Source organism: Ascidiaceihabitans sp., from assembly GCF_039986515.1.
GTDB lineage: Bacteria > Pseudomonadota > Alphaproteobacteria > Rhodobacterales > Rhodobacteraceae > Ascidiaceihabitans.
Map to the genome: position 1 here is coordinate 1 of NZ_JBDWQO010000015.1, position 16848 is coordinate 16848.

19 protein-coding genes are annotated in these 16848 nt (G+C 54.5%); 7 read left to right on the top strand and 12 right to left on the bottom strand.

Annotation, left to right across the window (positions count from 1 at the left end; translation table 11 throughout):
- The 5 genes from ABJL60_RS14510 to ABJL60_RS14530 form a co-directional block, all read right to left on the bottom strand.
- On the bottom strand, positions 1-137 hold a 137-nt coding region (locus tag ABJL60_RS14510), incomplete at its 3' end, for a GTP-binding protein (RefSeq protein ID WP_348285774.1).
- Positions 138-263: 126 nt separating this feature from the next.
- Positions 264-806, bottom strand: coding sequence for a hypothetical protein (locus ABJL60_RS14515; RefSeq protein ID WP_348374409.1), 543 nt, complete (start codon positions 804-806; stop codon positions 264-266).
- A gap of 125 nt (positions 807-931) precedes the next feature.
- Positions 932-2110 carry a M48 family metallopeptidase gene (locus ABJL60_RS14520; protein ID WP_348374410.1) on the bottom strand — a complete coding sequence of 393 codons (1179 nt, stop codon included), beginning with the start codon at positions 2108-2110 and terminating at the stop codon, positions 932-934.
- Positions 2110-3324 (bottom strand): DUF898 family protein, encoded by a 1215-nt coding sequence (locus ABJL60_RS14525; protein ID WP_348374411.1) that lies wholly within the window; start codon positions 3322-3324, stop codon positions 2110-2112. Before ABJL60_RS14525 ends, ABJL60_RS14520 begins: the two co-directional genes overlap by 1 nt.
- 177 nt (positions 3325-3501) lie before the next feature.
- Positions 3502-5811, bottom strand: coding sequence for a DNA topoisomerase IV subunit A (locus tag ABJL60_RS14530; RefSeq protein WP_348286705.1), 2310 nt, complete (start codon positions 5809-5811; stop codon positions 3502-3504).
- Between the two features lie 228 nt (positions 5812-6039).
- Between ABJL60_RS14530 and ABJL60_RS14535 the strand changes: the two genes are divergently transcribed.
- The 6 genes from ABJL60_RS14535 (at position 6040) to ABJL60_RS14560 (ending at position 10205) form a co-directional block, all read left to right on the top strand.
- Positions 6040-6639: an SH3 domain-containing protein gene (locus ABJL60_RS14535; RefSeq protein ID WP_348286707.1), complete on the top strand. Its 600-nt coding sequence runs from the start codon at positions 6040-6042 to the stop codon at positions 6637-6639.
- 49 nt (positions 6640-6688) lie between these two features.
- The gene (locus ABJL60_RS14540) at positions 6689-7519 is read left to right on the top strand and encodes an SDR family NAD(P)-dependent oxidoreductase (protein WP_348286708.1); all 831 of its coding nucleotides are present in this window, start codon (positions 6689-6691) and stop codon (positions 7517-7519) included.
- A gap of 73 nt (positions 7520-7592) precedes the next feature.
- A complete protein-coding gene (locus tag ABJL60_RS14545; RefSeq protein WP_348286710.1) occupies positions 7593-7799 on the top strand; it encodes a twin transmembrane helix small protein in 207 nt (68 codons plus the stop codon).
- A 4-nt stretch (positions 7800-7803) separates the two neighbouring features.
- Positions 7804-8376: a cob(I)yrinic acid a,c-diamide adenosyltransferase gene (locus ABJL60_RS14550; protein WP_108829491.1), complete on the top strand. Its 573-nt coding sequence runs from the start codon at positions 7804-7806 to the stop codon at positions 8374-8376.
- Positions 8377-8520: 144 nt separating this feature from the next.
- On the top strand, positions 8521-9279 hold the full coding sequence (locus ABJL60_RS14555; protein WP_348374412.1) for an electron transfer flavoprotein subunit beta/FixA family protein: 759 nt from the start codon (positions 8521-8523) through the stop codon (positions 9277-9279).
- A complete protein-coding gene (locus ABJL60_RS14560) occupies positions 9279-10205 on the top strand; it encodes an FAD-binding protein (protein WP_348286716.1) in 927 nt (308 codons plus the stop codon). The genes ABJL60_RS14555 and ABJL60_RS14560 overlap by 1 nt, the downstream gene beginning before the upstream one ends.
- 112 nt (positions 10206-10317) lie before the next feature.
- On the opposite strand, the gene ABJL60_RS14565 is transcribed toward ABJL60_RS14560, so the two are convergent.
- Positions 10318-11142, bottom strand: coding sequence for a DUF6473 family protein (locus tag ABJL60_RS14565; RefSeq protein ID WP_348286717.1), 825 nt, complete (start codon positions 11140-11142; stop codon positions 10318-10320).
- A gap of 162 nt (positions 11143-11304) precedes the next feature.
- On the opposite strand from ABJL60_RS14565, the gene ABJL60_RS14570 reads away from it, so the two are divergent.
- Entirely contained in the window at positions 11305-12180 is an 876-nt protein-coding gene (locus tag ABJL60_RS14570) for a 3-hydroxybutyryl-CoA dehydrogenase (protein WP_108829495.1), read from the top strand.
- A 53-nt stretch (positions 12181-12233) separates the two neighbouring features.
- On the opposite strand, the gene ABJL60_RS14575 is transcribed toward ABJL60_RS14570, so the two are convergent.
- From ABJL60_RS14575 to ABJL60_RS14600, 6 genes are all read right to left on the bottom strand, one after another.
- A complete protein-coding gene (locus ABJL60_RS14575) occupies positions 12234-13055 on the bottom strand; it encodes a lysophospholipid acyltransferase family protein (protein WP_181364558.1) in 822 nt (273 codons plus the stop codon).
- An 88-nt stretch (positions 13056-13143) separates the two neighbouring features.
- Positions 13144-13413: an HPr family phosphocarrier protein gene (locus tag ABJL60_RS14580; protein WP_108829497.1), complete on the bottom strand. Its 270-nt coding sequence runs from the start codon at positions 13411-13413 to the stop codon at positions 13144-13146.
- Complete coding sequence (locus ABJL60_RS14585; protein ID WP_348374413.1) at positions 13410-13811, bottom strand: PTS fructose transporter subunit IIA; 402 nt, start codon at positions 13809-13811, stop codon at positions 13410-13412. Before ABJL60_RS14585 ends, ABJL60_RS14580 begins: the two co-directional genes overlap by 4 nt.
- A gap of 13 nt (positions 13812-13824) precedes the next feature.
- Positions 13825-14718 carry an RNase adapter RapZ gene (rapZ, locus tag ABJL60_RS14590; RefSeq protein WP_348374414.1) on the bottom strand — a complete coding sequence of 298 codons (894 nt, stop codon included), beginning with the start codon at positions 14716-14718 and terminating at the stop codon, positions 13825-13827.
- Complete coding sequence (locus tag ABJL60_RS14595; RefSeq protein ID WP_348374415.1) at positions 14715-15149, bottom strand: HPr kinase/phosphatase C-terminal domain-containing protein; 435 nt, start codon at positions 15147-15149, stop codon at positions 14715-14717. The genes rapZ and ABJL60_RS14595 overlap by 4 nt, the downstream gene beginning before the upstream one ends.
- Positions 15150-15152: 3 nt before the next feature.
- The gene (locus ABJL60_RS14600) at positions 15153-16844 is read right to left on the bottom strand and encodes a sensor histidine kinase (protein WP_348374416.1); all 1692 of its coding nucleotides are present in this window, start codon (positions 16842-16844) and stop codon (positions 15153-15155) included.
- Positions 16845-16848 lie beyond the last annotated feature (4 nt).

The following is a 16848-nucleotide window of genomic DNA, read 5'->3' on the forward strand; positions in this document are numbered from 1 at the left end:
TCAATCTGGTCATACGCTTGGAAGTCACCAAAGTACTTGGTGATCGCCGCTGTCAGCGTCGTTTTGCCGTGGTCAACGTGGCCGATTGTGCCGATGTTGACGTGCGGCTTATTGCGTTCAAACTTTTCCTTAGCCATGGGAGGCGCCCTTTTCTTTCATGGGGCCGCAGATCGACCCGGTGTTCATCTCGGGCGCGATTTATTGGCTTTGGTTGGAAAAATCAAGCACCAGTTCGCTTGACGCCTCACAAAGAAGCGATTTGATCAAACGTCGTCTTTGAACCAGCCTTGTTCGTCGCGTTGTTGCACCAGATACCGTTCAATCGACTTTGCGGCGTTTTGGCTTAGGTTTTTCAGCTGCTCTTGCGCGGACAATGTGTATCCGGACCCAACAAGCGTGCCGCTGCCAAAGCTTTCCAGAACCGTGATTTGTTTTGGTTCATCGTTCAGTTTTTTGCCGGCGGCATCATCCCAGACCGTGACATTGATGATCAGAATGGATTTGGGCGACAACACCAGCGGCACACCGGGTTGGGCCAGCACATACCCTTCGACGCTAACACCGAAATGGTAGCGTTTGGAGCCTTCATAGCGGTCAAAGCGTTCGGCAATTGCAGCTTGTAATGTTGTGGTCAGCTGCTCTTCCGATGCTTTGCGGCTCAGAGGCCCTTTGAAGGCTTTCGGCGCGACAACAATGTTGTGCACAAGGTTGAAATTGCCCAAAGGCACAGGCGCATCTTTCAAGTCAGAGGCCCCGTTGCAAGCCGCCAAAGATACGGCCATCACGACCATGAGCATCCAACGCATGTCACTTCTCCTAATGTGTCTTGGATAGGGTTATCCGACCCCCGTCGGTGGTGCAATCAAGCCGACGCAGATGGCCGCTGACCTGCGGCACATTTGCCCTTTTGCGTCATCGCCGTGCGTTAATTTCAGGTTTTGGACCCTTTGTTGGCCTTGCCTGTCTTGGAATGGCCGTCGCAAATGCTGCGCAATGCTTTCCAATCATCTTCGTTGATCACAGAGGTGGTATTGCTCTGCATTTCCGCAAAAGACGCCGCCAGATCGCTGCGCGACCCCGAACTGGGATGGCTGGACAAATAGGTAGGCAAATCCGGGCCACCTTTGGTCGATTCTTCCAGTGTTCTAAAGAAAGTGGCCATGCCGGCGGTGCTGACACCCGCACGTCCCAACATGTCACGCGCATAGACATCAGCCTGTGTTTCGGCTTCGCGGGTATAGGACGCGTCCAGCACCCATTGCGTCATCGCCAAGGCAATGCCACCGCCGGTGAAATCACCAACAACCATCGACAACAGCCCGGCTGATCCTGCCGCACGCAACGCACCGCGTGTGGGGTCCCGGCTTTCGACATGCGCGATTTCGTGGCCCAGCACCGCTGCCACCTCATCCGCGCTTTTGGCTTTGTCGATCAACCCTTTCATGATGACGATTTGTCCGCCGGGGGCAGCAAAAGCGTTGACCATGTCATTGTTCATAACGGCTATGTTCAGATCGTAATCTGTGGGTGTATTTTCAGTCAGCCGCGCCACCATTCGCGCCAAAGCTGCATCCCCTTTGGGTGAGCTACACATAAGCTGCCCGGCCTCGCGCCCGCCAAACACACGTTCCATGTTGCGCACGATCGTCTTGCCATAGGCCACTTCACGTTCAATCGGGATCAAATTGGCAAAAGTGTTCGCCATGGCTGGCAAAATCACAAATATCATCAAAACAAAGGCCGCGACCGCCATACCAAGGCGCGTCACAACTTTAAAACCGGTGCCTCGGGCGACATCACGTTTGTCCAGAAGCGGGCAAACGGCCCGGACGTCATGGATCAAGGCAGCCCCAACCAAGGTCAAGCGCACGTTGTTTATCAGAGCACTGTCATCTGAGTGAGCCGCGACGAGCGTCACAATAAGCTGGTCATCTCGGGCTTGGTCCGGCAAGGCCCGCAGTTGATCAAACGGCCAGTCCAGTTGGCCTGGCACTGGCCCGTTTTGCAATTCAGGATGAGACAGACGCAAAACGCCTGTCTCAACCAGCGTCACCTCAACGGTCAGGCGTTGGCCAGTTTCACCATCATAATACCGGCCAACTTCTGCCATTAGATTGAACCACCAATATCAAGTGCATCCGCAAAGCCTTCGGCATCTGCGCCCAGGTCTGCACTGCGCTGTTGAATTGCATCCAGATGTTCGGCGCCATGCACCTGAATACCGTCTACAAGGTGCGCAATGATGGGCTGTGTGATCAGCACCAAAGACAGACCGCCAATCCCCAATAAAAAGCCGATATATGCCACCGCGATCAAAATGCTGGTCACGAAGATACCGATCATATCCGGCTCGCCTCCAAAGCCTGCGCCTGATGTCGCAACGGCGAATGCACCTGCACCGACCGCACCAACCACGAACAAAACGATGGCGGACAACGCCCCGATGATCAGCGACCCTACAACGACAGTGGTTACGACGGTGCCTGTTTTCGCCTCGGAAAAGAAACCGATCTTGTCGTCCAGAACCTTGTGCCCTGTCAGGTAGTTGAACGCGTAAACACGGTAGTAGACGGTACCAATAATCAGCCAGACATACCCCACGATTCCACAGATCATAGCCAAGGCAATGGACTGCAAAACAACACCAATCACGCCGCTCAAAATCAGAATGGCAAGACCGATAAAGACATGCTTCATGCCTGCGTAAAGGTCAGTCCATTTGCCATCTTGTTCCAGGCGCGCGTCCCCGTACCAAGACCGGTCCGCCATGAACTTCTCAAGGTAGAACGTCTGGCGCGGCAACATAATGCCAAGGGTGATAATGGTCACAAGATAATGCCCGATGGCCCGCCACACATAGCCCCAAGCAGCACTTTCCATGCCAAAGCGAATGCCACGCCACCGTGTTCGTGCCATCTTGTAGCGTCGTGCACGGTATTGCGCGAACAACAACAGGGGAAAAACAGCGAAAAAGGTAATGTAAAAAGCCGCAATCTGGCGCAATTCCTCGGTTGAGGACGCCCGTTCAGGGTCTACGAAGATGTTCAATCCCGCAAAAAACAGAACCATCTGCACGATGCCCAAATAGATTGCCAAAATGACGATCGCGACCAAAAAGCCCAAGAATTTTTCAAGGCCCGTGCCGGTGTATTCAAAGCTGTCTTCATTGGCGCTGGTTGCGGACCAGATGTATTTGCGGATGCGGGTTTTGGCCCAGAACCGGTAAATGCCCAGCGTGACCATCGTCAGCAATGCCGTTTTGATATACAGCCAGAACAATGGCTGGCCTTGGCCGTGATACCGGCCATGAATTTGCGCACTCATACGTTTTCCCTCGATCCGCCCGATGCTTATGCACGGGTCGTTAGTTTTCTAAACTGCCACGCGTTGGGGTAGAATTCAAATACATGATGCCAAAAAATCATGGAACGCGGGGTCCGGTTTACCTGACTTGCAAGACTGGGCTTCACGATTTCGCAAGCGTGCTTTCCAAGGTTCGTATCAGTTGAAGCGGTTGTCGCGCGGGAACCCGCGTGGCGCCATACGGCCTGCCGATGCGCGTTTGCCAGTCCATTCGCCAAGGTCGGTTTCAGTGCGCGTGCGCCCGGCCGGATCCAGCCAACTTAACCCTTCTGCACGGTTGAACGTCGTCGCATCCGACAACCCCCCGTCTTTGTATTTTTGCAAGCGCACACCTTTGCCGCGTCCCATTTCGGGAAGCTCGTCCAAACCAAACACCAACACTTTGCGGTTTTCGCCAACCACAGCCACGCTGTCGCCCGATACGGGTTTGCAAATAAGCGCCCGCGACGGGCTGCGCACATTCAATACCTGTTTGCCAGAACGGGTTTGCGCCACGACGTCGTCTTCCGGCACCACAAAACCGTCGCCCGCGCTGGACGCCACCAAAAGCTTGCGCCCCGGTTTGTGGATCATGATGTCGAGAATTTCCGCCTCGTTCGGTAGATCCACCATCAGGCGCAACGGCTCGCCCATGCCCCGCCCCCCCGGTAAGTTGGCCGCAGACAAAGTGTAGAACCGCCCGTTCGCCCCAAACACCAACAAACGGTCAGTCGTTTCGGCGTGGAAGATAAAGCGCGGACCGTCGCCGTCTTTGAACTTTAGCTCGCGTTCCAGATCAATGTGGCCCGTCATGGCCCGCACCCATCCCATTTGCGAACAGACAACCGTAATCGGCTCGCGGTCTATCATGGCTTCCAACGGAACTTCGGCCACTTCGCCCGCTTCGGCAAAGCTGGTACGACGCAAGCCGATGTTCTTGCCGTCAATTTCGAAACCCTTGCCAAATTGCTTTTTGGTTTCTTTCAACTGGTCGGCGATCGACGACCATTGCAAGCCTTCATCGCCAAGCAAATCCTCAAGGCCGGCGCGTTCTTCCATCAAAGCGGTCTGTTCGCGCAGCAATTCAAGTTCTTCAAGGCGGCGTAAGCTGCGCAAGCGCATGTTCAAAATCGCGTCGGCCTGCACGTCGCTTAATTCACCGTCGCTTGGGCCAGGCGATACATAGTCCGCCTCGTCCATCGCGCGCACATGCGTTTTGCCCCAGTCCTCGCGCATCAAAGCCGCTTTGGGTTCGTTGTCGTAGCGAATGATGTCGATCACACGGTCAAGATTCAAAAAGGCAACGATGAAGCCTTCCAGAACCTCCAAACGGTGGTCGATTTTTTCCATCCGATGTGTCGACCGACGCTGCAAAACTTCGCGGCGATGGTCCAGAAAGGCGCGCAGCACTTCCTTCATGGAACAGACCTTTGGGGTCAGCCCGTCAATCAACACGTTCATGTTGAGCGAAAACCGCACCTCAAGATCGGAACTGCGGTACATCATCCCCATCAAAACATCGGGATCGACATTTTTGGACCGCGGCTCAAGCACAAGGCGAATATCATCCGCAGATTCGTCGCGCACATCGCCCAGAATCGGGACCTTTTTGGTCTGGATCAGCTCTGCGATTTTCTCGATCAGCTTCGATTTTTGAACCTGATAGGGAATTTCCGTGACTACAATCTGCCACTGGCCCCGCCCCAGATCCTCGACTTCGTAGCGGCACCGCAAGCGGAAGCCGCCTTTGCCCGTTCGGTAAGCCGTCGCGATGTTCTCGGGTGGCTCGACGATAATGCCGCCAGTTGGAAAATCGGGGCCCGGTACAAAGTTCAGCAACGTATCGTCGCGCGCGTCTGGCGTTTTGATCAAATGCAAACAGGCGTCGCATAGTTCTGAGATGTTGTGCGGCGGAATATTGGTGGCCATGCCCACAGCGATGCCCGAAGACCCGTTGGCCAACAGGTTCGGGAACTGTGCTGGTAAAACGGTAGGCTCTGTTAACGTGCCGTCATAGTTTTCGCGGAAATCCACGGCGTTTTCGTTTAGACCGTCCAACATCATTTCGGCCACAGCCGTCATGCGTGCTTCGGTATAACGGGATGCGGCCGGGTTATCGCCGTCAATGTTGCCAAAGTTGCCTTGGCCGTCGACCAAAGGATAGCGCACGTTGAAGTCCTGCGCCAAACGCGCCATCGCGTCATAAATCGCAGCGTCACCATGCGGGTGATAGTTGCCCATAACGTCGCCGGAAATTTTGGCAGACTTCCGAAAGCCGCCCGTGGACGAAAGGCGCAATTCCCGCATCGCATACAGGATGCGGCGATGCACAGGTTTCAATCCGTCGCGCGCATCCGGCAAAGCGCGGTGCATAATCGTCGACAACGCATATGTCAGGTAACGATCCCCAAGCGCACGGCGCAATGGTTCGCTTAAATCTTTGCTTGGGCTGTCGGTTACATCATTCATGCCACGATGTTTACGCGGGCGCTGCGAAGCGGACAAGCGGACTTTGCCCCCTTTGCGTAGGCTTTTGCGGCTCTGGTCGATTTGGCGTTGCAACAAAGACACGCGCTGTGCGTCGGGGAAACTTTCTAAGCGCTTCCCCGATGAAGATTTTTTCAAATTGTGGTAGAAGATTCGGAACCGCACTCTGCCAGTGCGCGTTAGTTTTGTGATTTGTGGGGGATCACTGGTATGACCAAATTTATCTTGTTGAGCTTTGCGTTTATGGGTGTCGTTTTTTACGAACTCAGTGGTGGCAAAGACTTTGATCCTGAAGCACTGCGCATCAGCCGTATGGACCCTGTAGCAGAACAGGCCTTGCCGAAAGTGCGTGTGGCCGAAGCAACGCAAGACACTGCCCCTGCGCCACAACAACCCGCCGACACAGCAAGTTCGGCAGTCGTGACACGGGCATCTTTTGATCTGAACACTTTGGACACCGCAGAAAAACTGGCAGCTGTCCAACCCGAGGTACGCACGACCGCCGTGCAGCCGGTCCAAGAAGAACAGACCCTGATTTTACCAAGCCTCGTCACACAGGCCAAAGTTGAAACTGAAGCCGTTGTCGTGGATAATACGGCACCTGTGATCGCCGCTGATATTCGTGCCGTCGCGGGAAACCGCGTCAACATGCGGGGCGGTCCGGGGACGAACTTTGACGTTGTCGGCAAACTGACACGCGGCCAAGAGGTCGAAATCCTTTCTGATCCTGGCACTGGCTGGGTTAAACTGCGCCCCATGGATGGTGGTTCGGTTGGCTGGATGGCTGACTTTTTGTTGACGGAAAGCTGATGAACCTGTGCCTTTTCCGAAAATTCCCTGAGACAGTAAGACGTGCGGCATGACGGCACAGACGATCCTTATCACGGGATGCTCGTCCGGCATTGGTCTTGCTTGCGCAATCGGCTTACGTGATCGGGGTTGGAAGGTTTTTGCAGCATGCCGCCAGCAAGTCGATTGTGATCGGTTGCGCGCCATGGGCTTTGATGCCCCTTTGATCGACTACACGCGGACGGAAACGATCCATAGCGGGTTGAACGAAGTGCTTGAGGCAACGGGTGGCACTTTGGACGTGTTGTTCAACAATGGTGCACATGGGCTTCCCGGCGCGGTTGAAGATCTGCCCACCGACGCACTGCGATCCATTTTTGAAAGTAACTTCTTTGGCTGGCATGAGCTGACGCGCTGCCTGATCCCTGTGATGCGCGCCCAAGGGCATGGTCGCATTGTACAATGTTCCTCTGTTTTGGGGTTCGTGACGATGCCGTGGCGTGGCGCGTACAACGCAACCAAATTTGCGCTTGAAGGTCTTACAGACACATTGCGCATCGAAATGCGGGACACAGGCGTAAAAGTGGTTTTGATCGAACCTGGTCCGGTGACGTCAAAAATTCGCGAAAATTCGATCCCACATTTCGAAAAGTGGATCGACTGGGAAAACGCGCCCCGCAAGGAACAGTACGAACAAAAGCTGCTGCAAAGACTGTATCACAGCAGCGGACCTGACCAGTTTGAACTGCCCGCAGACGCCGTTCTGAAAAAGCTGATCCACGCGGTAGAATCCAAACGACCACGCCCGCGTTATTTTGTCACGACACCCACATACATCATGGCCACCCTGCGCCGTATTCTGCCAACACGGGCCTTGGATTGGGTCTTATCACGCGGATAAGCGAAAAAGCCTTCGCTTTTGCGCACCTGCCCCCTACATCCACACCAACGCAGTTGAATAAAGGGGCAAACCCATGCTCACCGATGTACTTTTTGTTTTGATCGTCATTGCCTGTTTGGCCGTTGTCGGGGTCTTGGGCCTTGGCCTTGGCGGGTTCGGGAAGGGTTCCGGGTGGGCCAAAAACAATTCCAACAAATTGATGCGCTACCGCATTTTGACACAGGCCATCGCTGTAGGGCTGATCGTGCTGTACGTGGTCGTGAAACGGAACGGGGGGTAAGCACATGGTTGTTCTGAACAAAATCTACACCAAGACCGGAGACGCCGGGGAAACCGCATTGGGTAATGGGGCCCGCGTCGCGAAACACGCCATGCGCGTCACAGCCTATGGCACGTCGGATGAATTGAATTGCTTTGTGGGCGTTGCCCGCCTTGAAGCGACGGATACCGTCGATGAGGCCCTGAGCCGAATTCAGAATGACCTGTTCGATTTGGGTGCGGACATGTGCCGTCCGGACATGGAAAAAGACGCAGAGGCAGAGTACCCGCCCTTGCGTATCGCAGACGCGCAGGTATCGCGCTTGGAACAAGAAATCGACGCGATGAATGACGCGCTGGAACCCCTGCGCAGCTTTATCTTGCCTGGTGGTTCGAAATTGTCAGCCCAACTGCATGTTTGCCGTACAGTTGCGCGCCGCGCAGAACGATTGGCGGTGGAACTGGCCACCATGGAATCGGTGAACCCTGCTGCTGTGAAATACTTGAACCGATTAAGCGATTGGTTCTTTGTCGCCGCGCGCATCGCCAACAATGGCGGCGTCGATGATGTGCTTTGGGTCCCCGGTGCCAACCGATAAACTGAAGGAATGTGCCTAACGCGGCGTCCGTTAACGCTAATATGACGATTTTGCGCTGTATCCAACCCGCTGGCTTGGGTATGCAATGGCCAATTGTGTGACGAACAGCCCGGTGGGGTGAGTCGTAATTAAGGAGAAACGCCCATGAAGGTCCTCGTACCTGTCAAACGCGTGATTGATTATAACGTGAAGGTTCGTGTCAAAGCGGACGGTTCCGGTGTCGATCTTGCCAACGTAAAAATGTCGATGAACCCGTTTGACGAGATTTCCGTCGAACAGGCGATCCGTCTGAAAGAAGCCGGTCAGGCCGACGAAGTGATCGTCGTATCTGTTGGCGTCAAGCAATCCCAAGAAACGCTGCGCACCGCGCTTGCGATGGGTGCGGACCGCGCGATTTTGGTTGTTGCGGCAGACGACGTGCACAACGACATCGAGCCTTTGGCCGTTGCAAAAATCCTCAAAGCTATTGTGGACGAAGAGCAGCCCGGCCTTGTGCTTTGTGGCAAACAAGCCATCGACAACGATATGAACGCAACGGGCCAGATGCTGTCTGCCTTGATGGGCTGGTCGCAAGCGACATTCGCATCCGAAGTTGCAGTGGCTGGCGACAAAGCACGCGTCACACGCGAAGTTGATGGCGGTTTGCAAACCATCGAAGTGAGCATGCCGACGGTTATCACTGTTGACCTGCGCCTGAACGAGCCACGCTATGCATCGCTGCCAAACATCATGAAGGCCAAGAAAAAGCCTTTGGATGAAAAGACTGCCGCAGATTACGGCGTCGACGTGACACCACGTCTGGCTGTTGTGGGCACATCAGAGCCAGCGGCACGTGCGGCAGGCATCAAAGTGGCATCGGTCGAAGATCTGGTGGCAAAACTTAAAGAAGCGGGGACTGTGTAATGGCTGTACTTCTTCTAGCTGAAGTAAACGACGGCGCGTTGGCGATGGACGCCACAGCAAAAGCTGTGACAGCGGCTGGCGCGTTGGGCGACGTGACTGTGTTGTGCACAGGCGCCACATGCTCGGACGCGGCGGCTGAAGCTGCAACGATCACAGGCGTGGCCAAGGTGCTTTGTGCCGAAGACGCGATTTATGGCAAGCGTTTGGCTGAACCGGTTGCGGATCTTTTGGTGTCTTTGTCCGGCGATTATGAGCACATCGTGGCCCCGGCCACGACGGATGCCAAGAACATCATGCCACGCGTCGCGGCGATGTTGGATGTGATGGTAATCTCAGACGCAACGGCTGTTGTCGATGGCGACACGTTTGAGCGTCCGATCTATGCTGGTAACGCCATGCAGACGGTCAAATCATCCGACGCGAAGAAGGTCGTGACCTTCCGTGGTGCGACCTTTGACGCGGCCCCAACAGGCGGGTCTGCTTCTGTTGAAACCATTGGTGCAGCTGGCGATCCCGGCCTGTCCTCTTGGGTTGAAGACAAAGTGGCGGCATCTGATCGTCCAGAACTGACATCTGCGGGTGTGGTTGTGTCTGGTGGTCGCGGTGTTGGGTCCGAAGAGGACTTTGCCCTGATCGAAAAGCTGGCTGACAAGCTGGGTGCTGCTGTTGGTGCGTCCCGTGCGGCCGTCGATTCCGGTTATGCACCAAACGATTGGCAAGTGGGCCAAACTGGCAAGGTTGTTGCGCCAGAGCTCTATGTCGCTGTTGGTATTTCTGGCGCGATCCAGCACTTGGCCGGCATGAAAGATTCGAAAGTCATCGTGGCCATCAACAAAGACGAAGAAGCACCCATCTTCCAAGTTGCGGACTTCGGACTGGTCGCTGATCTGTTCGACGCCGTCCCCGAGATGATCGAAAAGCTGTAAAGCAGGGGTGGGCTTAAGCCCACCTTACGAGAAACGTCAAAAGGCCCGCTTGGTTTCAGCGGGCCTTTTTGATTGCGCAAGCATCTTGTTAGGTTGAAATACCACTCGATGTCTAGACGTATTGTTTTAGAACCCGCGAGACCTGTTCTGCCGCCTCTTGGTGAGCAGCCAGTCCCAACACGTAACCAGCAACAGGCGCTTCAAGATCGCTAAAAATCATACCTTCCGTGCCAACTGCCTGAGCTTCCTCTGAGGCTACAACTTCGACTATGTCGTCCACCATTTCGCGCAATTCTTCGATCATATCGCGCGTGACAAACCAAGGGTCGCGTTCGTCGTCCAGTGTCATTTGTTCATCGGGTGTGTGATCAGCAAACCAAAGCAAAACAACCTTCCCTTTGATAGACCTGATCATTGTCCGCATACGGGCCAACCATGCCTGCTTTAATTCTTCCACCACCGTTTCGAACCGCCCGGGGGAAAGCGTATAAAGCCGCAATAGCAAATGTTTGTTGAAGTTGAATTCGGCAAAATCAACTTCGCGGTAGATCGCTTGCAGCAAACTAGACGGCTTCAAAAACCGGTCGTTGCGCCGCGGGTGCACTGAATAGAAGCGATTGGACATATTGTGTGCCCCCATCAACTGGATCACCGTCACTTCAGCATCGCTGGTCAATTCGCTTACATGTGGGTCAGTTACAAAAACGTCGATACCCGCGTTGACGCAGCCCAAGTTCAGGCACGTCATTTTCAACTCTTGCTCTGTCAGGTCCGGAAACGGATTTGCAATGAATTTCCCGTATGTGTCGGTTCCGCCTAAAAACGCGACATAGGGGTCCTTTAAGGACCGTCTAGGCCCACGAAACAACAACTTCGACGTACCGTATCGACACGGCAGATAATCAAGGGCACCCGGCCCCAACGCATCAAAAGACATGCTTACTCACCTTTTTTCACCCGCAATAAGGTATGACAGCGATATCCTTAGAAATTCCTAACACAATGTGACGAAACCTTGTCTTTCAGCACAATGACTTCGCGCCTTGCCCTTAGGATAGGCTGCCCCTTATGATGCCCCAAGGCAGCGAAAGGGCGGCACATGGACATCCAAAAAGTTGGGATCATCGGCGCGGGTCAGATGGGTAACGGCATTGCACATGTGATGGCGCTGGCCGGATACGACGTGCTTTTGAACGATGTGAATAAGGACGCTTTGGACGCAGCCGTTGCCTTGATCGACAAAAACTTGGAACGTCAGGTCAGCCGCGACAAGATCAGCGCAGAAGACAAAGCCGCCGCCGTGGCACGGATCACGTCCACACAAGACCTTCCCCATCTCGGGACCAGCGATCTGATTATTGAGGCTGCGACGGAAAATGAGCCGGTAAAGCATAAGATTTTCGAGGCCTTGATCCCGCATGTGCAACCCCACACTATTCTGACATCCAATACCTCATCCATTTCGATCACACGATTGGCCAGCGGAACGGACCGTCCGGAAAAATTCATGGGGTTTCATTTTATGAACCCCGTGCCCGTCATGCAGTTGGTTGAGCTGATCCGGGGCATCGCCACGGACGAGCCCACATTTTCAGCTTGTAAAGCTGTGGTCGATAGATTGGGCAAGACCTCGGCATCAGCCGAAGATTTTCCAGCCTTTATCGTCAATCGCATTCTGATGCCGATGATCAACGAAGCCGTATACACGCTGTACGAAGGGGTCGGGAATGTGAAATCCATCGACAGTTCTATGAAATTGGGGGCGAACCACCCCATGGGACCATTAGAACTGGCCGACTTTATCGGTTTGGACACGTGTTTGGCGATCATGAACGTGTTGCACGACGGGTTGGCCGATACCAAATACCGTCCCTGCCCTTTGCTGACAAAGTATGTGGAAGCAGGGTGGTTGGGCCGTAAAACCCAGCGAGGGTTTTATGATTACCGCGGCGACACACCTGTCCCTACGCGGTGAAATTCATCAAAAGAAGGCAGGCAGGATTGCGGCAAACACGTCACAGACAGTGACTAGTTTTTCAGGTCAAGCGTGTGCTTACGCAACCACGCCATGAACCCACGCGGATCGTCAGACCATTTGTCGACGTCTTCTTTGGCCAATGGATGCCCTACAATCGGCCCTTGCGGCTTGTTGCATGAATGTACGATCTCGTGCAGCAGCAGCCCCTGGCGCAACATCGGCGACAGCTTGTTGGCGATTTGATACCAACGGCTGTTCTGTCCGGGGAATTTCATCGGCACAACAGTCGCCCCGGATCGGCGGATCAGCGCCGCGGTGAACACGTTCCATTCGCCTTCAACAGCAGGTCCAAAATACGTCTCGGACGACGCGACAACCCCGGACGGAAACAGCGCCACAACGCCACCGGCCTTCAGGTGATCCATTGCGGCCTTACGCATCTCCACGCCCTTACGCTGTGCATCAGGGTCATGCGTGAAAGGCACGGGGATCATGTAACTGCCCGCGACCTCATCAATTGCAGTTAGCAATGAACGGGTCAAAATGCGGTAGTCCGGACGCACGCGCCCGATCAAATCGGCAAAGATCATGCCGTCCACCATTCCATGCGGGTGGTTGGCAACAACAATTACCGGACCCTCTTTGGGCAGGCGCTGCAGTTGTTCTTCGGGCGTTGTCAAATCGATGCCCATGACATCCAAACAGGCACGCCAAAAACCTTGGCCCGACGGAGTACCATTTTTTTCGAATTTTTTGATCAATCGCAGAATAGTAAGCTTGCCTGTCAAAGCTTCGATGATGCGGATGACGGTCGACTTCCAAGGGTCTTCAAACGTAGAGGCATACGACAAGCTGCGCCTGTCGTATTTCATGAAGTTCACATTCTCAGGCTCTGCATCCTCAGAGATATCGCGTACGCTGTCGACCACTGCTGGTTCCCCGTGAATTTGTCAGAGCCCCTTAGGCTCCTTCTCCGAACTTGTCCGCGACCAGCACAGACAAGGCTTGTGCCAACGCATCCGCGTCTGGTCCGGACGTTTCGATGTCAATAATACTTCCCTTGGACGCTGCCAACATCAAAAGCCCCATAATACTGTCGCCTGATGCAGACATGCCATCCTTGCTGACTTCGGCTTGGGCGTCGAACGCTTCGACCACTTCCACCAATTTCGCCGAAGCCCGCGCGTGCAGGCCTTTTTCATTTATGATCGTTAACGTGTCTTTGGTCATGACTTGCTTTCAGCGCTAATGTTTTGGCTGTCGATATACTTGCGTCCCGCATCAAGGGCTGTGCGTACGGCATCTGGCACCGCCAAATGACGCGATTTGGCCAGCTTCAACAGCATCGGCAAATTGGCACCGTATAAGATGCGCCGTCCCTGCGGCTGGCACGCCATCAGGCTTAGGTTGGACGGTGATCCGCCAAAAAGGTCTGTGACCAGAACAACGCCTTGCCCTTGGTCTACAGCGTCAGCCGCTTTGCATATCTCTTGCTGTTTGGCGGTGCGGTCATGATCGGTTTCGATGGAAATGGCGCACATCCCAGGCTGCGGGCCCACAACATGTTCGATGGCCGCAAGATATTCTTTGGCCAATTGCCCATGTGCGACAATCACAATCCCTATCACGATGCTGCCCCTATCACGCTTTTGTCTCACCCTTTTTGCGCCGGTCCAATTCGCGGTGCCGTACAGACACCTGCCAGTCTGCTTTACGCAAACGTGCTGCCAAAGCCTCTGCCATAGCAACAGACCTGTGTTGCCCTCCTGTACAGCCAAATGCAATGGACAGATGTGATTTGCCCTCATCTAAATAGGCTGGCAACAACCATAAGGCGAGATCATGGACCTTGTCCTGAAACGGACCGCATCGCGGGTCCTGAGCGATGTAATCTGCAACAGCTTTGTCTTGCCCGTTCCCGCTGCGCAATGAGGGTTCCCAGTAGGGGTTGCGCAAAAAACGGCAATCAAAAACCATGTCGACGCTGCGCGGCAAGCCGCGTTTGTAGGAAAAGGATTCAACCGAAACCGACAAACGCCCCGTATCACCGCCAGAGAACCAGTGTTCGACCTCAGTGCGCAACTGATGCACATTCAGGTCCGTGGTATCGATCAAGACATCAGCGCGGGTGCGCAACGGGTTCAGAATTTCCAGCTCACGCGCGATGCCTGCTTCGGGGCGATCCCCTGCCGCCAAAGGGTGTTTGCGACGGGTTTCCGAAAAACGGCGCAACAACTGATCTGTCGTGCAATCCAAATACAGCAGTTCGGGAACGGCGTGGCCTATGGCTGCGATTTGTCCCAAAGCATCAGTCACAGCCGTCGCAGAAAAATCCCGATTGCGCGGATCAATCCCCAAAGCCATTGGTTTGCGCGGTCCGGGATCTTCAAGAAGTGCCCGAATGAGGCGCAGTGGCATATTGTCGATGGCTTCAAAGCCCAAGTCTTCCAGCACGCGCAAGGCGCTGGATCTTCCGGCCCCGGATGGGCCTGTCACAAGAACAAGGCGGCGTGCGTCGGTTTCGATGTCTATCATATGTCTCTTTGTATCCCACCCTTGAGATATTGCAAAACGATGGCGGGAAAAGCCTGCGTATCAATTTTGTGAAGACAGGGCAGAGGCAAACCAAGACAGGGTGTAACCTTTGGGTCAGGCAGCCGTTCAGTGGCAACCACATCCATATCCACCACGCATACAATCTGCGCAGACGGGGTGTGTTCTGCGTTTAGAATGCCCAGCCCCCTTGCTTCTATCAAACCTGCGATTGTTTTGGGGGGGGCGGCCCAGATGCTGTTGTCGATCCTGCGCAATTCTGTTCGGTCATCGGATACAAGCTGCGCACCAAAGGCCATGATCTGCAAAGCAAGCGATGATTTACCGCTGCCAGATGCCCCTTTGATCAAGACGGCATTGCCCTCAAACGAAACACAAGAAGCATGTATCGTCTGAAAAATTGTATCGGGCATGTGTTAAACGGGAAGGCCCACAACAAACCGTGCGCCCAAAGGCTCGGACGTGATGTCGGCTTCTGTGGGACGAATGTTTTCCGCCCAAATCACTCCGCCGTGGGCTTCAACGATCTGCTTTGAGATCGCCAAACCAAGGCCCGAGTTGTTTCCGAAATGCTCTTCGGGACGCTGGGAATAAAACCGTTTGAAGATTTTTGCCAAGGCCTGATCAGGAATACCCGGTCCGGTATCTTCGACCACAATCAAAACGCGATTTTCACGCTTTCGCGCCCACACGCGGATAGCGTCGCCATCTTCGCAAAACGAAATCGCGTTGGTGATCAAATTTACAAAAACCTGCGCCAAGCGGGCTTCAAGCCCGTGCACTTCAACAGGATCAGGCGGTAGATCGGTTATGAAATCGATGCCTTTGCCTTTGGCATCCTCACCAAGGTACTGCCCCAGATTACCCAGCATTGTCAGAAGGTTGAAGGGTTCTTCTTCTTCTTTAACAAGCTCCGAGTCCAAACGCGATGCGTTGGAAATATCACTGACCAAACGGTCCAAACGGCGCACGTCATGGTCGATCACGTCCAGCAGCTTTTCGCGTTGGTCTTCACGTTTGATCATCCGCAATGTGCCAACAGCAGACCGCAGGGACGCAAGCGGGTTTTTGATTTCATGGGCGACGTCTGCTGCGAATTGTTCATTGCCGTCGATGCGGTTGTAAAGCGCTGCTATCATACCGCGCAATGCGCCGCTGAGACGTCCTATTTCGTCAGGGCGTGCCGTCAGATCGGGGATGCGAATGCGTCCGGGGTTCACTTTGCGAGCGTTTTTGTCACGACCCAATTCGGCTGCTGCGGCCAGATCGGACAACGGGTTCGCGATGGTTGATGCCAAGACCAAACTAAGTCCGATAGACACCAAAGTGGCGATAATAAACATCTGCAATACACGCTCGCGTTCGCTGCGCACCAGATTGTCGATTTCGCCAGCGGCACTGGTTACGGCAACTGCGCCAACGGCTTCGGTGCCTTGCAAAATTGGCGTTACCACACTGAACAACGCACCGCCGTCGGCATCCGTGCCGTCGTTGATCTGGGTGCCTTCGCTAAAGCTTTTTTGCACAAGGGTGCGCAATTGTTCTTCGACGGGCTGTGCTTGCTCAATGTCGCTACTGGCAAAAGGCGCAGACACTGCGGACCACAGCCAGTTCAAACCATCGGTCAAGATTGTCGGGTTGGTTTCTTTTGCCCCAAGGCCCACGTTCAACGCGGCCTGGCCTTCTGTATTTGCGATTACCTGGTCCGTCGGGTCAAACACAAAGACCTCGATGCCGTCGCGCAAATCCAACTCGTCCAGCGTGACGGACACATCCACGCCATCGGCCGTCGCAAGGTTAACCGGGGCGTCGCTGGGCAATTGGGCCTCGATCACGTCCGCGATCAGCTCGGCTTGACTGACCAAGGCCACAGCACGTTGAACAGCCAAACTGTCGCGGGATGAATTGAGATACAAAATCCCCGCAACCAGTATATTCAGCGCGATCAGATTAAACGTGATGATTTTGCGCGTCAGCGGTGACGCGCGTAGCGAAAACAGTCCGCGCCGTTCACGGCGCGCACGCATTTCTGAGGGTGCCGCGCTGTCCGGGGTGACCCAATCGTCACCCAAAACAACATCACCGTCCCGCGAGGGTTGAGGGGCCATATCG